This window comes from Candidatus Nitrosocosmicus sp. T (assembly GCF_054408485.1).
Genome location: NZ_CP166992.1, coordinates 1,174,616 through 1,190,881, shown reverse-complemented (window position 1 = coordinate 1,190,881; position 16,266 = coordinate 1,174,616). Strand labels below are relative to the sequence as shown.

Here is a 16,266-nt window from a genome sequence, read left to right as displayed (position 1 = left end):
ATTAGAATGACCCTTGTGGATATTATTTTTGATACTGCCAACAAGGGCATCCTAATTACCACCTATTGCTTTCATTGCAAAATTCATATCTGGCCACCGAATCACCATTGCAACTCCTGTTTCAAGAAAACTGGTTTTAGGAAAATCAATAGAAAAGGAGTCCTTATTGAAAAATCATTTTCCAATATCCCAGACTTAATCGGCTATTACGGTGTAGGCGAGTTTTCAGGAATACGAATGATTGGAAGTGTTGATAAACTTGTTTTTCCCAATGATAGAATAATAATTTCCAAAGTTAGTATTAAAGATAACAAATTAAGCCTAGAATTTACAAAAATCAAAATTAAAAGATTAAAATAATTATTAACAACCTATGTACATTGATTTTCAATGAGTTACGAAGGATATCTGAGTGACAGAATGCTAATGAGTAGAGATGCATTTAATCGAAAACAGATTAAAATAAAAATCATTGAGGAAGACGAAAGAAATCGTGACTTCTCCAAAAATGGGGACAGGGTTTTGATTAAGAAAATATTATTGATAGTTCAAAATTTGGAAACTGAGGAGATAGAAGAGAAAGAACTAGATATAGAAGAACTTGAAAACAGAATGAAGAAAGAAAGACTGTTCACGTCTTCTAATAGATGGGTTCCTAGAATAGATATTAAAAATAATTTTGTTTCAGGGAACAGACATACTTATTTATTATCCGATGCAATAGCGTTAGACATAGTTTCGTTTTAAATTAAACAAAGCGCCGCTGATCAGACTCGGACTGATGACCTACTGGTTAACAGCCAGTTAAGCTTCATAATGAATCCATCACGAATTTGCTCTACCAAGCTGAGCTACAGCGGCACTATGCTATTAAAAATTGTAAAGAATAATTAAATGTTATGTTTACTAGTTTGATTTCTCGTAAAGTAATAAAAATATTGATCAAATACCATTTATTCTAAAAAGGTTAAAAAGATTTTTTTGGATATTCACTCTTTGGAGTATATGTATACTCCATCAAGAAACACTCTCGAGTCTTTATTTTTTATCCTTGTAGAAGTTTCGATATTTGCTGCTGTTTGGGATACATTTTCAATGTTTGGCCCTGTGATCAAAATATCATCACCTTGTACAGTCACCTTGGTTTCTTTGCCTAGTATTTTTGCCACTCTAGATGATCGTTCTCCAAAAAAGTTTTCGATGTAAACCTGCTGTCCTTTAATCTTAACAGATATGGGAAAGTGTGCAAAGACGATTTTTAATTTATATGTGAATCCCGTGGTAGAACCTTTTATCATATTCCTGATAAGACTATGCACTGTATTGACCAATGCAAAATCGCTTTTTCTATTTCCATAAGATCGAATTGTAATCTTTTCCTTATCAACTTCTATTAATGCGGGAATTTTTGTAAAATCCTTTTGAACTTTTCCATTTGAGCCGTTTGTTGTAATGAGATTTTGATCTTTATTTACAGATACACCATCTGGAATAATGATCTCATTTGTATAAAAATCCGGTTTAGTAGACATAACCTATGAGTGCACCTCCTAGTCCTGCGTCTTCAGCATCATGATGAGACATAATTCCTTTACTAGTAGATACTATTAATATGCCCATGTTATAAGATGGAAGAAACTGACGTTCCCAATCTAAATATCGATCCTTCTTTACACTAAATCTAGGGGTAATAATTCCACATTTATTGATTTTTGCTAGAAGTTGTATTCTGAATTTACCCAATCTTCCGTCGTCAACCTGTTCGAATTCTCCAATATACCTCTGCTTTTGCATGACTCTTAAGACTTCGCTAGAGAATTTTGACGCGGGCAATACTATACATTCACGTTTCCTTCTCATTTCGTTGTTATACAAAGTGGTGAATAGATTAGATAAAATATTTAATGCGGGCATCCAATTATCACCTATTCGTATTTCCTAAACCCCAAGGAGAAGGCAACTTCTCGGAAACATCTTCTGCATAACATGAGATCATAAGAACAAATCATGCCGCTAAAAGAGCCACATCTCTTGCACCACCGGGTACCTTTTCCGTGGGCCAACTTCTTTCTTCCCGTAAGTGCGTAATCTCTAATTTTAATTTTCAATTGACTTCAACTCCAAATTGAGCCTTAAAGAATTCTATAGACTCATCTTTTGTAATTTTATGACTTTTGCCGATTCTACTAGGATTTCTCCTTTTTGAAATCCTGTAACCAGGTCTTGTCAATGCGGCACATACATCCATTCCAAATATACCGATATCAGGATTGTACTTTGTACCAGGAATATCAATGTGTTCATGGATTCCGAAGGATATATTACCATTATTGTCAAATGATGAATTCTTTATCACATTCCTCTTTGATTCTATTACTCGTCTTAAAAAGTTTGTGGCATCTGTTCGTCTTAGGGTAACCATTGCACCTATAGGCTCACCTTTGTGAATACCAAAATCCCTTACACTTTTTTTTGCACCCCTTACACTAGGAGTTTTACCTGTTAGTTCAGATAAAGCATTCTTGGCTTTTTCAACAGGATCTCCGGATTTACCTACACCAATATTAATGACCACCTTAGACACCTGAATTTCTTTCATCGGGTTAATCTTATTTTCTGTCATTAACCAATACCTCCAATACAGGTTTTTCCACACCGACGGGCATTACTATACCAACAGGTAATTCTACGGTTTTTTCATCTAAAGTTAACACTACTCGTTTAGGTAACGAAAACATTCCGTCTTTAATCTCTTCTACTTTGCCGATCTTACCTGCATTTTCACCCTGAACTACAAGAATATTGCATCCAGTTTCGAACTTTATATGTTGTTCTATATTTATTTCAGGAATTGTTACCAGACAGGAATCACCAACCTTCATATCTTTATTGTCCGATATCAAAGTTTTTCCGTCGTGAAACCCGTATTGGATTTTATTTCCTCGGTAGCTTACCTTGCTAGTAATCTTTAACAATTTCAATGATTTTTCAGTAGTTTGTGTAGGTACTAGTAATTTGGAACCTTTCGGTACCATTCTATAAGAAACCCCATTTGGAACTATCTCTACAACATCCATAATTCCGATACCAAAACGTATATCCCTTCTAATTTTACCATCCACTTTAATTTGTCCAGAGTTTAATATTCTCTTAGCTTCATTTAAATTTGAGCACAAACGTAAAACATCACGAATCACTACACCGATCGAATAGCATTTTGTTTTTGAATAAGGGCCAGGTCTTGGTCCAAGAATGAAAGGTGAGTCTTTGCGTTTAATATCCCAAAATTTTGGTGCCATTTGTCTTTTTAACCGAGTACTACCACTTTTTTTTACCATTTAATTTTCACTATTTTCCTCATTTTTTTCAGGTGTTTTCACTGTTTGTTTCCTTGATGATTTATTAATTTGTTCCTGATTTCCTATCTTATTCTTTCGGTATTTGTCATCTAGGTGTAGTGACATTATACGTACATTGGAGGCATGAATCTGAACTTTAACTTGTCCGCCCTTAATTTTTTCCCTCTGAACCCCTTCTATACTCAATCTTCCTTTTATAGTATTTAGTTTCTCTACCTTTCCTTCCACCCCTTTGTATTCGCCTCTCATTATCTTTACTGAATCTCCTTTGACTATTCTTAGGCTCTTCCTATTATACTCCTTCTTTAAATTACTAGAAAGATTTGAACATATGTTGTTTGACTTTCTTTTCATTTTCTTTACACTCAAATGATCATGGATGCTAAGTTAGCAATCCTTGGCCACTTTTCAGCTGCTTCAGCAGCTACAGGCCCTTTAAGGTCTGTTCCTTTTATTTCCCCTTCAGTAGTGACCAAAACTGCAGCATTATCTTCAAAAGATACTCGAACACCATTTAGCCTCCTAATAGGATATTTCTGTCTAACTATAACAGCTCCAAAAATCTGTTTTCTGAGTTCAGCCGGTCCTTTTTTTACAGTGACCGTTACGAAATCACCAACGGCGGCGGCAGGCAGCCTTGAATGTCTCCCCTTATACCGTGTAACTTGAGCAATTTGTAGTATTTTTGCACCTGTATTATCTGCGCAGACAAGATTTGCCATTATTGGAAGTGCCCGTGTAACGTAAGGCCTGAATTCTTCTACTCCTCTTGAGGATACGGCTCTTGATTTAGTTGACAAGTTTATTCACTTACCTCTACAACAGCAAATGAAATGGTTTTCGATAATGGTCGACATTCAGCAATTTTGACTTTGCTTCCATCGGATACATCCATGCAATCAGAGATGAAAGCATGGATTCTAGATTTGGATCTCTCATATCTTTTATATTTGTCGACAAATCTTGAATATTCTCGCTCTACAACAACCATATTTCTACCTTTATGACTTACTACATTCCCCACTATCAATTTTCCTCTTAGCGATAGAGACCCGCAAAACGGACAATGGCTATTAGTGCATGTCTTCTTTGGTGCTTTTACTTGGATACCAATATTCTTAACCATAATAATCACATTACTTTATTAACTAATTCCTCAGGTCTGCCTAATAATCGCTTGCCATCGAGTATACACGTTCCATTCGCATGGTAAATTACATAATCATAGATTTCTGCTTTTGAAAACTTCATCACCTTTCTGTTCTCATGATTCATTAAGAATATCATATTTTTTGTTTCATTTACAGCGATTCCCGATCTGTTAGAATTCCTTGCATTAGTAGCTTTGTTAATTTTAACAAATTTACCAAGAAATTCATTACAGGATATTTGATTGGGAGTCTGCATTTTCTATTTCTTACCTCCGGTTCTTTCATTCATTAAAGTAAGTATTCTTGCTATGTCTCTTCTCTTCCATCTAATCACTCCAGCTTCTTTCTTTAAAGTGCCTTTAGTTGCTTCAGAACGAAGCTTGGCTAGATCGACTTTCAAATCAGTTAATTTATCCTTGAGATCATCATCATTAAACTGTCTCAAAGTTTTGGTCTTGTTTCTTGACAATTATTTAGTTATCTCTCCTTTATTTTCTATTATTTCTTTCTGCGGTTTTGTTTCGTTAGGACCGTGGGTATTACTTCCATTTGAGTCTGACAGGTTTTTATCATCAGCTTGATTTATTTGATTGTTATGATCTTTGAAATTAGTAATCAGTTCAAATTCTTGAGGTGTAGCATTTTTTATAGCAATCTTAAGTCTAATTCCCATAATCCCCATTTTTGTTAGGACATGTGTTATGCCTTCACGGACAACTTTATCTGCCATGTTACCACTTTTAGGAATAATTCCAGACGAATGTTTTTCAAAATGAGCCCTCTCACTACGCAACTTTCCAGAGATTGTCACCTCAACACCAAGTGCCCCGGCACCCTCTATGGTCTTTACTGTCCACAATGCGGCTCGTCTGAAGGCCGTGCCTCGTTCGATGAGTTGTGCTAACCTGTTGCACATGATCTTAGGATTTAGTTCAGGAACTTCTACTTCAACTACTGAAATTTGCGGATTGGTTAATCCAAATCTTACCTCCAACTTAGATGTAAGATCCCTAATACCGCTGCCCTTCCTTCCTATAACAAGCCCAGGCCTTGTAACGTACAAGGTCAGTCTAGTGCCCAGAGGTGATTTTTGAATATCCGCTCCTCCAAATCCAGCATCTTTCAATTCCTCTTTTAGAAACTCGTCTAATTCGGTATTACGATAATTGTTTTTTAATACATTTTTGATCGCATTCATTTAAGATGACCTACCTTCCATGGCTACAATTTCAACATGAACGAGAGTATCATATTTAGGACTTGCCCTCCCCATAGCTCTCGGCGTGAACCTCTTTAATTTTGTTCCTTTATGGACAACAACGGAAATAATTTTAAGTCGATCCAAATCCATTCCCTTGTACTCTGCATTAGATTCTAGATTGTCTAGTAGTTTCAAGAACTCTGATGTTGATTTGTGTGGGTATCTACCTGCACAAAATCCATCTCGTATGTTTGATCTGTGTGCTACTTCATTATTATATCTCCTATAAGGAACTGCTATCTTTTTTATCAAAACGTCTTCCAAAAATTCTCTTGCTTTTTCTATACTTTTGTTGTTTATAGCAATAGCAATTTCTCTAGAGTGTTTATGGGAGATAGATTTATCCCTTATTGCGGCCCTTACATGTCTTGACTTTTCATACTTTTGAAAAGAATAAGAATAATCTGGCATCTTAATCACTTCAATGGGACATACAAGCTGGACCTTGATGAACCAACACCAGGTGTTCCATGTTGAACTCGTTTATTGGTGATAGCATATTCCCCTAGATAATGACCCACCATTTCAGGCTTTATAACGTAGGAAACAAACTCTTTTCCGTTGTGAACCATGACCGTTAATCCGATCATGTCGGGTAAAATAATCATATCTCTTAGATGAGTTTTTAATTGACCTTTAAGTTTACCATCCCGGGCTAATTTCAAATCTTCTCGGAATTTTCTCTTTTCATCATTCATATAAGTTGATAGCCTCTTATCTAAAGATCGTCTTTGTCTTGAATTTAAGAGCGGCATAAGTGTTTCAATTGAAAGATTTTGAATTTGTTCTCCAGAATATCCTTTGAATTTAAATTCGCGTACCATTTTTTTACCTACTCCTATCAATAACTTTTAATTCAGTATTATGAGCATAATTTCCCATATTTTACACCAAACCTAAATTAGTTGCCAGCTGTCGTGCGCCATCTGCATTCTTGAATTTCATAATTGCTTTCTTACCTCTGATGGTATTAAAAGTATTTACTTCACTAATATCTGCTTCGTAGATTATCTTCATAGATCTAATGATTTGACCTTTAGTTGCCTTATTGTGGACTATAAAACTCAGTTTGTTCTCTTTTTCTATAATATTAAAAGTTTTTTCGGTCACGTAAGGTTCTAGGATTATTTTGCTTGCAATATCGGCGTTTATTTCAATTTTTTTATTATATAAAAATTTATTCATATAGAGTTCTCCAGAATTACATTCTTTGGAATTTTCAGAGTACTTAATTCATCTATTGAACTTTGCGAAAAAACTACCAATCTTATTGGTCTGGCACCTGGAGCAAGATCTAAGACACTTATATCCTTTACATATTTTATGCCTATGCCAGGTATAGAATTATTTAATTTCAACAGCTCACAGTCGCGATGACCAACTACTATTAATGCGCTTTTTCCAATACGGTTAGGACGGCCCCTCCTCTTTGCCTTACCAGAACGCTTCTTAATCGATTGTTCAACTCTTTTAAGGTCTTCTCCTATTCCTAGTAGACCTAAAACGTCGAGCAAGTTTTTGGTTTTACTTACATTTTCTATATCGTTCGTTACTACAATTGGAAATGATTTTATCCCCTCTATTAAATGACCTCTACTGAGTATTAGTTCGCTTTGACGGGTCGACGAGATAGCAGAGAGAAGAGCGATAATATTTTCCTTCTTGTTAAGTTTCTTATGAGTGACCTTCCATGACTCAGGCGGATGTGCAAGCCTGCCTTTTCTTACACCAGCTACTCCAGCTGCTTGACCAGCACGGGAAAATCCTTCACCTTTTGCCCTCGCAAGTCGAGCGATGCCTAAGCCAGTATTCCTAGATTCAGCGCTCACAATTTCGCCGGCAGCAGGATATCTACCCTGTTTCTGGAAACGGTGTGAATATAAATTAACGAAAGCCTTTTTAATAATCTCAGGACGATATGGAAAATTAAACAATTGAGGTAAATCTATCTCTCCGGTCTGAATACCTTTTAAGTCGAATAGTTTAGTCTTCATCTATACAATTACCTCCAATACCTTGGGTTCACTTATTTTTGATTGTTTGCTCCTTATAGGCTGCCTCAACTTTATCAATCTCTTTGGTACTCCAGGTATAGTTCCCCTCACTATCATATAATCTCCATCTACCAATCCAAAATGTTTGAATCCTCCTTTTGGATTAATATTTACCAATTCAGTATTTTCGGAATTGGACATAACTAGTATCCTTTTGTTATATTCGGTACGCTGATGAAACCCTCTTTGTCCTTGTCTAGCGACGGTATACATTACCACCGCAGGGGATATAGGGCCTAATGTTCCAACTGCCCTAACACTTTTCCTTGATTTATGTTGTTTCCTCTTAACGCCAAATCTTGTAATTGGACCTTCAACACCCTTACCCCTGGTAATGCCATGAACATCAATATTTTGTCCTGTTTTGAAAACATCGGTTACTCGGACTTCTTGACCTAGCTTTGATCTTAAGAATTCGAATTTGACTTGATTGTCAGTCCCAGAAACTGGAATTTCGTATATAAATGGTACTTTTTGCGAAATTCCAATTTTATTAGGAAATACGGCAACTACTGCGTTCAAGTGTTTAACAGATCCAATCATTCCTTCCGCTTTTTTTAGTCCATCCTCGGAATACTTCGTTTTGTACTTTAAAGATAAATCTTTAACGCTTTCTTTGGAATATACATCAAAAAGTGCATGCTTACCGTATCCATCTTCGGAGTAGCCTCGAATTCCCACTATTTTTATAGGGGGTAAAGATATCACTGTAGAATGATTCATTAATGGTTTACCATAATTTGGAGTCTTCTCCTTATCATCAATCGTCATTACCTGAATTTGACCTACTTTAAATCCGGCAAATCCAACCAAGCCAACATTCTCGCGACTAATATTATCGGGCCATGTTCTGATTCTAGCTTCTAAGCTTTGTGCTCTGGCCCGTGGTCGAAATGCAATGCTGCCTCTTCGTGGTGCGCTATATTTTCGGTGACCCATAGATACAAAAATTTTTCGGATCCCTTTAATAAGTTTATTATCGCTATTAATAGACTAGAAAGAATATGAACATATGTTCAGGATAGACAATACACCGTATATTGATTCCTCTAATCTAACGGTTTGAGTACCCTGATTTGGGAAGAAGTTATAAGAATAATATTTAGAAATATCCATTTTCTCATTTGACAAAATCGAATTTAATCCAAATTTCGGTGAACCAAATACAACTAGGATTGAATCATTGCTTGAAGAACTAGGCAGTCTAGAAAACTCGTTGTCATATGGATTAAAGTATTTCGAAAGTCTCGAAGTAAGGATGATCTTTGATTTAGGAAATTTTTCAATTATATTTTTTAAGTCTTTTATTTGATGCACATTGTATCCCCAATATAATTCAGTTATTTCATTCTTTTCTATATCAATGGCATTAATGTAATTCTTGTGTTTTAATATCTTTACATTAACTTTCCTACCATTTTGTTTATATTTTCCACTATACTCAATTGGAATACTTAATCCGATATCTACAAAATATATGCCATGTCTGTTCTCAACAACTCCTACCCTAATTTCGCCACTTCTCAAGTTCCTTATCTCCATTCTATCTTTATGATGAGGCGATCTTATTGGATGAAGCTTTCCTACATTTTTTAAAATTTCAAGTTTAGGATAAAGCCTCTTCCTTAGATATGGAGGTGTATCAAGATATTCCAGAATTGTTATCATTAGGTTCAGATCATTTTTGCCTGGGTTCAGTAATTTGTCGTGATATACAAATAGATTATTAATCCTAAAAATCGATAAAGCTCTAGATAATTGAAAAATTTTCAGTGCTTTATCACTTTCTGTCGAAACATCATAAAGGAATGAATCGGGGATAGAAACATCAAACCTCAATGGATTTGAAATATAAATCACCGTTCGTTTAGTAATTCGTTTACTGCTCCTTCCAAGTAACCTTCAGATCCAAAAAAACTATATCTCAATATTCCCTCTTTATCAATAACTATAGAAGAAGGTGTTCCTCTCAGCCTAAAAGTCTCAAAAGTCAATGCGGAAAATTCCTTATTTTGTAAATAATTTCTTACCTTATCAATAAGTTCTTTCTTATCGGTGTCAGAAAATGTAGAAAAATCAGAAAAATATATTCCTATAAAATCAAAAATCATCTTGTCAGAAACATCAACTGGCATTTTGATAACCTTATCGAAAGCCACAGGAAAGGGTATATTGTAATATAATTTATTTTCGTCAACTATTTTACCATGCTGTTTTAAAGCCTTCAATGTCTCTCCAATTACTTGACCTTCTGAAAGCAGAAGTTCAAGGTTTTGTAAGGTGTTCTTGTCATAATCTTCGAATGCAGTGGCAACTCCTATTACCTTAACGTTTTTATTTTTAAATTTTTCATACACGGAAACTGCCTGGGGAATCCCATAGAGGAAACATCCTGGACAGTTAACTTGAAAAACTTCAACTACTACTACATTTCCAATCAAGTTATCTATATTTGTTGGAGTACCTTGTACCCATTTCGAAAGTTGCAAATTAGGTGCTTTGGAACCAATTTCTAACGCCATTGATAATCAATCTTCAATAAAATAAGAATTATTTAAAGACTCTAGTCACATAAGAACCAAGCTGGGTAATTTTTATCTTAATGCCAGCTAAGATTGGCTTTCTTTATTTTGCACTTGTTTAGAATAATTCTCAATCTCTTCCAATGGCATCATTCGCAAAGTTTTTGATTTGGAATCAATCACGGCCAATCTAATATGTTTAGTACCAGTTTTCTCTTCACTAACCATGAAAATAGATTCTATTGCGAGTATGCAGGCTTTATCGAGACCGATATCGTTTCTATAATTCTTTTCCAAGTGTTCGGTTACTTGTTCACTTCCCGCACCTATTGCTACAGCATCATATCCAATGTATGTACCGCTTGGGTCAGTGAGATACAAACCAATCCCATTCTTATCTACACCTGCTAATATTAGTGCAACGCCGAAAGGTCTGGCACCGGCATATTGAGTATACTGTTGTGCCATATCAGCTAAATTTTTTGCGACGCCTTCAACATCAACTACCTCGTCATAAATAAGACGGTTGCTTTGGGCAAAAAAGCGTGCATGATCAACCTGAGTACGAGCATCTGGAATATATCCTGCTGCGGCAAGACCTATATGATCATCTATTTGAAATATTTTTTGAGTTACATTAGATATTTGCAATTTTCTCGTTTTTTCTTCCACTGCAAGGATTACACCATCAGTGCTTTTGATCCCTAAAGCTAATGTGCCTCTCCTAACGGTTTCAATTGCATATTCAACCTGATATAATCGCCCATCAGGTGAAAAAACAGTAATTCCTCTATCATAACCTGCTGCTGCTGGTAACAAATCAACTAGAATACTTCTAAATCTTTATTTATAGTTACCTTATTTAAAAAATAAAGGATTATTTACTTAAAAAAGTGAATAAAACAGTTAGTTGTTAATAGAGGAAATCCAATTTTATGGCCATAAAAATATTCGGTCTCTTCATGCAAGGACCATAGAGGTTACAAAAGATCCTCACTTGACACTTAGGGGGGATTGTATTATAGGAGTTAATGCAAACAAATCGTGTTCCGACCTATCTAGTGAAATGAAAAATAAGATCAAGAGTAATCACTCTTTCATAGAAATAGAATTGATTGTTGAACCGTTTAAGTTTATGTTTCATGGGTTTGGAAATGAGAATCTACTTCTTACTCATGATCATGATATTGTTTTTAGAAAAAGCAATTTTACCTGTAATCGCACTCTATGTGTGAATTGTAATTTGAGCGCCATACACATCCCAAGAAAGATGATAGATTTATTGAAGGACCCATTGAAACAGGGATTGCTGCTTATAAGGCTTGAATAAAAGGTTTACTCTATTTGTTCGATTAACTGATCATGAACTCTTATTAAAAGTTGATCTTGTGATGCGTTCGTAGGCATCAATGTACCTTTGGGACACTTTTTCAATTATAGCTTGAGGTAGCTTTGGAATATCTGGAACTGTATTATTATTGTTGCATTTTTCCACTTCTTCTCTGAAACCAATGCTCTCCAGCCAATCTCTTAATATTTGTTTATCATAACTATCCTGAATATATCCAACTTTATAATCATCTTTATTCCATATTCTAAATTCATCCGGCCCAATTGAGTCCGCGAGTATGATTTCTCCGGTCTTAGGCTCTTTTCCGAATTCAAATTTGATATCTGAGAGAATAAAACCGGATGTAGATATGATCGCGTTTACTTGATTAAACAAGTCCAACGATAGTTTTTTTAATTGCGATAGTTCACTACGACTAATTAACTTATTTTTAAGTATTTCAGTTTCGGAAATGGGCATATCATGTTGATAGGATTTGGTAGTTGGGTCGAAAATAAGTTCGGGTAATTTTGAAGCTAGTGGCAAATCCCCCTTTAGAAATGACTTCTCATTCCCGAAAATATTGACTTCATGTTTAAGGTATCGAGAATATAAGCTTCCGTATAAATATGATCGAACTACACATTCAATCGGAATCATGTGTAATTTAGTTACTTCAATTTTGTTTGTATCTACCCTTCTCTTAAAATGGTTTTTTCCTTTTATAGTTTTAAACCAAAAAACAGCAAAATCACACAAGACTTTCCCTTTGTAAGGAATTTCATCATTTAGTATAACATCATAGGCAGACACTCTGTCAGAAAAAGAAAAAACGAATGTGTTCTCGGAGGTTTCATAAATATCCTTTACTTTACCTTTCCTGATTAACTTCAACCTGATAATCTTTCCACATGCTAATTATAAGTTTTAAATTGATCAAATGGTAATTCACAATGTAACCATTTGATCGTGAATCCTACAGATGAGTTCCTTGCGGAATCGTTATCGCTTCTGGATTCTGACGAGGGCCTCAAAATTGAATCTAAATCAACTAGCAAAAAGATTTTCATAAACAAGAATTTACTTGGAAACTACGTATTACTTGTAACATATTATTATACAACAAATAAGATGGATCCATTTTTGAATCGTAATAGAAATTATACTGATCATAGCAAATGCATAGTTTGTGGAATTACATACCTAAATACTATCTCTGAAGTGCTTGAGTTAATTCACGCGGAATTGGAGGAAATCATGGTAAATGAATATTAAATTGCAGATTACATCAAAACCATTTAAACCTATTAGGAACTTTTCCATTTGTAATATACGGTCCCAGATCTACATGATGCGTTTAGATTTGAATCCGTATAAGTGGAGTCAACTTCAAGTTCAGCTAGTAATTGGTCTATTCGTTGTTCTTCATTATAAGACCCTGCAAAGCGATTGATAATTTCTTCTTTGGAGAATTCCTTATTGTTATTTATTTTTAAGAAATTAAAAAATTGATCTTTGTTTAACATTTCATTATTATGGTATTTCAGATTCATAAATTTTTGGATTAACTTTTATAAGGAAAGAAACTTATTAAAAAAATTGGCTTATTACAATTATTGGATTTGACAAAAATTCTTCTACTAACAATGCTAGTATTCTTGGTATATTTTGCTCATAGTAATTTCGAGTCTGTTTTTGCCGAAACAAATAATATTGTTGTTAAGGAAAGCATTTCGAATTCAAAGAGCGGTAGACTTGATGTGAATAACACATTTGCTCTATCTGGATCCCTCGTCTCCACCTTAAACCCTTCGCTAGTATCCAATAACGGATCAAGTGAAAATGACCGGATAATTTCTTATTCAGAGCTTGATACTAATTTCGAAAATTCAGATCCAACCCTATCACCTGATCAACAGATTGATGAGATAATCGGCACAGCGAATCCGTCCTCAATGCTGAACTCGAATCAAAGCACAACCGGGAATAACACCAGCTTTGGTCAATTAAACCAAACTGATAACTTATCAAATAGTTTGGTTTCAATGCTTTCAGGTATTATCATTCAATCGATCGAAAAAGGGAATCCAACCATAGGTAAAATTGGTAACGCTAGTGATTCCGCTGGCCCCTTTGATAAGAATATTTCAACAATAGTTTCCGGGAATTGGAAGATAAATGTCAATTCTTCAGAAGTTGTATTATTTGATTCAAAATTTGTAATGATTACATCAAACGCCAAAGGGTTTCACTGGCATACAATTAACAATTTTAATAGTGAGGGAGATGTGTTTTTTGGTACTGATGACACCATATTCATGGATGGAACAGTTGATTTATTTACAGACAATAAACTTGTAACTGGGAATAGCAAGGTAATAATTATGATCAATAATTTCGAGCTGATTCAAATCATTTTCCTTGATAATAAAATAGCGGAGCACTTTAATAATTTTCCACTTTACGGTATCATTGATTCTATTGACATAGAAAATTAGGTGAAGCTCTTTTTCATATACTTTGGTATTGGAGAGGTTATGGCTCCTACTGATGCAGAATTAACCAATGTTGCATATTTTGCTAAGGCTCCCGATCGATACCTATTCTTAATAGGTTTAAATTTCTTGATCCGACTTGTGGATTCTTTCTTCGAAATCTTGAGATCAACTGTTTCTTTGAGCAAATCAATCTTGATTTTATCGCCATTTTTGATTATGGAAATTGGTCCGCCTACCATGGCCTCGGGAGACACGTGTCCTATCATAAATCCACGGGTTGCGCCAGAGAATCGACCATCAGTTAACATAGCTACCTTTTCACCCAATCCTTGACCTACTATTGCCGCTGTCACTCCTAGCATTTCTCTCATTCCTGGTCCACCCTTTGGACCTTCATATCTTATTACGACAACATCGCCTTCGTTAATTTGCCTTTTTGAAACTGCATCAAATGCAGATTCTTCTGAATCATAAACCTTCGCAATCCCTTCAAAATTATCTTCCTTCAATCCTGCAACTTTGATTACAGCACCCTCCGGGGCCAAATTTCCAAACAGAATTTTTAACGTACCTTCTTTATGTATTGGATTATCAACGGGTCGAAGGATATTCCGATACTCATTTCTATGTGCTTTATAAAAAGATTTAGAATTACTGAAGTCATAGGATTCAAGATTGTCTTTCATTGTCCTACCAGTAACGGTCTCTACATTTCCATTTAGTATACCTTTATCTAGTAATGCCTTCAAAATTACTGGGATGCCTCCGATATTGTCCAAGTTCAACATTACATAATTCCCCCCGGGTCTCATATTCGCAATATGAGGTGTCTTTCTTCGTATATATTCAAAATCCTTTATATCCAGCTCGATTCCGGTTTCACGTGACAATGCTAATAGATGAAGTATTGCATTAGTCGAACCTCCTATCGCATTTGCCATCATGATTGCATTTTCGAATGCCTCATAGGTCATTATATCCCTAGGTTTCAAATCGTTCACTAAAAGATGATCGATAGATTTACCGGTTTCAAAGCAAATTTTGTATCTTTCTTGGCTTTCAGCAGGCGGTGTAGCACTTCCTGGTAACGACATCCCTAATGCCTCGCTTATGGATGCCATCGTATTAGCGGTATACATGCCTGCACATGATCCGGCCGAAGGGCATGCTACGTTTTCGAGGCTGATCAATTCTTCCAAGCTCATTTTACCGGCGTCATATGTTCCCACAGCCTCATAAACATCTTGAATGGTAACCGCTTTACCATTCCAATTGCCTGGAAGAATGGTACCTCCATAAACGAATATGGAGGGAATATTGAGTCGAGCCATAGCCATTAGGGTTCCCGGCAAGCTTTTATCACATCCCGAAATCCCTACTATTCCGTCATATTGATGTGCTCTAACCATCACCTCAATCGAATCTGCTATGATCTCACGGCTGATAAGAGAGGATTTCATACCTTCATGTCCCATTGCAATGCCATCAGAAACAGCTATTGTAGTGAATTCCCGCGGCGTGTTTCCAGAGTCCTTTACACCTTCCTTTGATTTTTGAGCGAGTTTGCCCAAATGAATATTGCAAGGTGTTGCCTCATTACATGTACTAGATACTGCTACTAAGGGCCTACTAAGATCATCATCTGTAAGCCCCATCGACTTGTACATTGCCCTATGAGGTGCACGCGATGCTCCCTCAACTGTTTTTCTGCTCGGTAAAATCATTACAAATGTTTAGATTAGAATCATAAAATAAAAACTTAATTCTTTTAGTTATATTATGATATTAGTCCAAGGTTGCTGTTATTTTTATAGAATCCAAACCCTCAAACTTGAATATGGTCTCGCACATTCCACATTCTATACTATTATTATGCAATTCGTTCGAAGAGATTTCATTAAGGTACTCACATTTTGGGCATGGGAAAGAAAAATTCAGTGTGAAACTTTCTAACTCAATTGATTCAGTCATATCTTTTAAAAAATTTTCGAGCTATTTAAAATGAACTAAAAATAAAATCTAAATCATGACAAGACATATTAACTGTATAAAAAACTAAATTAAACATTTCAGTATTTTACTATCTTGATA

28 protein-coding genes and 1 tRNA gene are annotated in these 16,266 nt (G+C 35.3%); 5 read left to right on the top strand and 24 right to left on the bottom strand.

What is annotated here, in order from left to right; genetic code table 11:
* The first annotated feature begins 15 nt into the window (after positions 1-15).
* Both AB0A59_RS06215 and AB0A59_RS06210 read left to right on the top strand, forming a co-directional pair.
* Positions 16-360 (top strand): hypothetical protein, encoded by a 345-nt coding sequence (locus AB0A59_RS06215; RefSeq protein WP_458747209.1) that lies wholly within the window; start codon positions 16-18, stop codon positions 358-360.
* A gap of 30 nt (positions 361-390) precedes the next feature.
* Positions 391-747, top strand: coding sequence for a hypothetical protein (locus AB0A59_RS06210; RefSeq protein WP_458747208.1), 357 nt, complete (start codon positions 391-393; stop codon positions 745-747).
* Between the two features lie 11 nt (positions 748-758).
* On the opposite strand, the gene AB0A59_RS06205 is transcribed toward AB0A59_RS06210, so the two are convergent.
* From AB0A59_RS06205 to psmA, 20 genes are all read right to left on the bottom strand, one after another.
* Positions 759-861, bottom strand: a tRNA-Asn gene (locus AB0A59_RS06205).
* A 128-nt stretch (positions 862-989) separates the two neighbouring features.
* The gene (locus AB0A59_RS06200; RefSeq protein ID WP_458747207.1) at positions 990-1,532 is read right to left on the bottom strand and encodes a 50S ribosomal protein L6; all 543 of its coding nucleotides are present in this window, start codon (positions 1,530-1,532) and stop codon (positions 990-992) included.
* Positions 1,522-1,914 (bottom strand): 30S ribosomal protein S8, encoded by a 393-nt coding sequence (locus tag AB0A59_RS06195; RefSeq protein WP_458747206.1) that lies wholly within the window; start codon positions 1,912-1,914, stop codon positions 1,522-1,524. The genes AB0A59_RS06200 and AB0A59_RS06195 overlap by 11 nt, the downstream gene beginning before the upstream one ends.
* 11 nt (positions 1,915-1,925) lie before the next feature.
* Positions 1,926-2,102: a 30S ribosomal protein S14 gene (locus AB0A59_RS06190; protein ID WP_144732956.1), complete on the bottom strand. Its 177-nt coding sequence runs from the start codon at positions 2,100-2,102 to the stop codon at positions 1,926-1,928.
* A gap of 2 nt (positions 2,103-2,104) precedes the next feature.
* Positions 2,105-2,623 carry a 50S ribosomal protein L5 gene (locus tag AB0A59_RS06185; protein ID WP_458747205.1) on the bottom strand — a complete coding sequence of 173 codons (519 nt, stop codon included), beginning with the start codon at positions 2,621-2,623 and terminating at the stop codon, positions 2,105-2,107.
* The gene (locus AB0A59_RS06180) at positions 2,610-3,338 is read right to left on the bottom strand and encodes a 30S ribosomal protein S4e (RefSeq protein ID WP_458747204.1); all 729 of its coding nucleotides are present in this window, start codon (positions 3,336-3,338) and stop codon (positions 2,610-2,612) included. The genes AB0A59_RS06185 and AB0A59_RS06180 overlap by 14 nt, the downstream gene beginning before the upstream one ends.
* Positions 3,339-3,713: a 50S ribosomal protein L24 gene (rplX, locus tag AB0A59_RS06175; RefSeq protein WP_458747203.1), complete on the bottom strand. Its 375-nt coding sequence runs from the start codon at positions 3,711-3,713 to the stop codon at positions 3,339-3,341.
* An 11-nt stretch (positions 3,714-3,724) separates the two neighbouring features.
* Entirely contained in the window at positions 3,725-4,159 is a 435-nt protein-coding gene (locus AB0A59_RS06170) for a 50S ribosomal protein L14 (RefSeq protein WP_458721269.1), read from the bottom strand.
* Positions 4,160-4,161: 2 nt separating this feature from the next.
* Complete coding sequence (locus AB0A59_RS06165) at positions 4,162-4,485, bottom strand: 30S ribosomal protein S17 (protein WP_458747202.1); 324 nt, start codon at positions 4,483-4,485, stop codon at positions 4,162-4,164.
* Positions 4,486-4,490: 5 nt separating this feature from the next.
* Positions 4,491-4,766, bottom strand: coding sequence for a ribonuclease P protein subunit (locus AB0A59_RS06160; protein ID WP_458747201.1), 276 nt, complete (start codon positions 4,764-4,766; stop codon positions 4,491-4,493).
* A gap of 3 nt (positions 4,767-4,769) precedes the next feature.
* Entirely contained in the window at positions 4,770-4,979 is a 210-nt protein-coding gene (gene rpmC, locus AB0A59_RS06155; RefSeq protein ID WP_458747200.1) for a 50S ribosomal protein L29, read from the bottom strand.
* Positions 4,980-5,708, bottom strand: a complete 729-nt coding sequence (locus AB0A59_RS06150; RefSeq protein WP_458747199.1) for a 30S ribosomal protein S3 — start codon at positions 5,706-5,708, stop codon at positions 4,980-4,982.
* Positions 5,709-6,182, bottom strand: a complete 474-nt coding sequence (locus AB0A59_RS06145; protein ID WP_458747571.1) for a 50S ribosomal protein L22 — start codon at positions 6,180-6,182, stop codon at positions 5,709-5,711.
* A gap of 5 nt (positions 6,183-6,187) precedes the next feature.
* On the bottom strand, positions 6,188-6,595 hold the full coding sequence (locus AB0A59_RS06140) for a 30S ribosomal protein S19 (RefSeq protein WP_458747198.1): 408 nt from the start codon (positions 6,593-6,595) through the stop codon (positions 6,188-6,190).
* Positions 6,596-6,656: 61 nt separating this feature from the next.
* The gene (locus tag AB0A59_RS06135) at positions 6,657-6,956 is read right to left on the bottom strand and encodes a 50S ribosomal protein L23 (RefSeq protein ID WP_458747197.1); all 300 of its coding nucleotides are present in this window, start codon (positions 6,954-6,956) and stop codon (positions 6,657-6,659) included.
* On the bottom strand, positions 6,953-7,765 hold the full coding sequence (gene rplD, locus AB0A59_RS06130; protein WP_458747196.1) for a 50S ribosomal protein L4: 813 nt from the start codon (positions 7,763-7,765) through the stop codon (positions 6,953-6,955). The genes AB0A59_RS06135 and rplD overlap by 4 nt, the downstream gene beginning before the upstream one ends.
* Positions 7,766-8,764 carry a 50S ribosomal protein L3 gene (locus tag AB0A59_RS06125; RefSeq protein ID WP_458747195.1) on the bottom strand — a complete coding sequence of 333 codons (999 nt, stop codon included), beginning with the start codon at positions 8,762-8,764 and terminating at the stop codon, positions 7,766-7,768.
* 54 nt (positions 8,765-8,818) lie between these two features.
* Positions 8,819-9,685, bottom strand: a complete 867-nt coding sequence (locus AB0A59_RS06120; protein ID WP_458747194.1) for a putative RNA uridine N3 methyltransferase — start codon at positions 9,683-9,685, stop codon at positions 8,819-8,821.
* Complete coding sequence (locus AB0A59_RS06115; RefSeq protein ID WP_458747193.1) at positions 9,682-10,347, bottom strand: peroxiredoxin family protein; 666 nt, start codon at positions 10,345-10,347, stop codon at positions 9,682-9,684. The genes AB0A59_RS06120 and AB0A59_RS06115 overlap by 4 nt, the downstream gene beginning before the upstream one ends.
* An 87-nt stretch (positions 10,348-10,434) precedes the next feature.
* Positions 10,435-11,166 (bottom strand): archaeal proteasome endopeptidase complex subunit alpha, encoded by a 732-nt coding sequence (gene psmA, locus AB0A59_RS06110; protein WP_458747192.1) that lies wholly within the window; start codon positions 11,164-11,166, stop codon positions 10,435-10,437.
* A 91-nt stretch (positions 11,167-11,257) separates the two neighbouring features.
* Between psmA and AB0A59_RS06105 the strand changes: the two genes are divergently transcribed.
* Positions 11,258-11,677, top strand: coding sequence for a DUF371 domain-containing protein (locus AB0A59_RS06105; protein WP_458747191.1), 420 nt, complete (start codon positions 11,258-11,260; stop codon positions 11,675-11,677).
* 30 nt (positions 11,678-11,707) lie between these two features.
* On the opposite strand, the gene purC is transcribed toward AB0A59_RS06105, so the two are convergent.
* The gene (gene purC / locus AB0A59_RS06100; protein WP_458747190.1) at positions 11,708-12,571 is read right to left on the bottom strand and encodes a phosphoribosylaminoimidazolesuccinocarboxamide synthase; all 864 of its coding nucleotides are present in this window, start codon (positions 12,569-12,571) and stop codon (positions 11,708-11,710) included.
* A 75-nt stretch (positions 12,572-12,646) separates the two neighbouring features.
* Between purC and AB0A59_RS06095 the strand changes: the two genes are divergently transcribed.
* Positions 12,647-12,952: a hypothetical protein gene (locus AB0A59_RS06095; protein WP_458747189.1), complete on the top strand. Its 306-nt coding sequence runs from the start codon at positions 12,647-12,649 to the stop codon at positions 12,950-12,952.
* A gap of 32 nt (positions 12,953-12,984) precedes the next feature.
* Here AB0A59_RS06095 and AB0A59_RS06090 read toward each other — a convergent pair whose 3' ends face one another.
* The gene (locus AB0A59_RS06090; protein ID WP_458747188.1) at positions 12,985-13,203 is read right to left on the bottom strand and encodes a hypothetical protein; all 219 of its coding nucleotides are present in this window, start codon (positions 13,201-13,203) and stop codon (positions 12,985-12,987) included.
* 96 nt (positions 13,204-13,299) lie between these two features.
* Here AB0A59_RS06090 and AB0A59_RS06085 point away from each other — a divergent pair, with 96 nt between their 5' ends.
* Entirely contained in the window at positions 13,300-14,175 is an 876-nt protein-coding gene (locus tag AB0A59_RS06085; RefSeq protein ID WP_458747187.1) for a hypothetical protein, read from the top strand.
* Here AB0A59_RS06085 and ilvD read toward each other — a convergent pair.
* Both ilvD and AB0A59_RS06075 read right to left on the bottom strand, forming a co-directional pair.
* Positions 14,172-15,899 (bottom strand): dihydroxy-acid dehydratase, encoded by a 1,728-nt coding sequence (ilvD, locus tag AB0A59_RS06080; RefSeq protein WP_458747186.1) that lies wholly within the window; start codon positions 15,897-15,899, stop codon positions 14,172-14,174. The two genes, AB0A59_RS06085 and ilvD, sit on opposite strands and share 4 nt — an antisense overlap.
* A 61-nt stretch (positions 15,900-15,960) precedes the next feature.
* Positions 15,961-16,146: a hypothetical protein gene (locus AB0A59_RS06075; RefSeq protein WP_458747185.1), complete on the bottom strand. Its 186-nt coding sequence runs from the start codon at positions 16,144-16,146 to the stop codon at positions 15,961-15,963.
* Between the last annotated feature and the right edge of the window lie 120 nt (positions 16,147-16,266).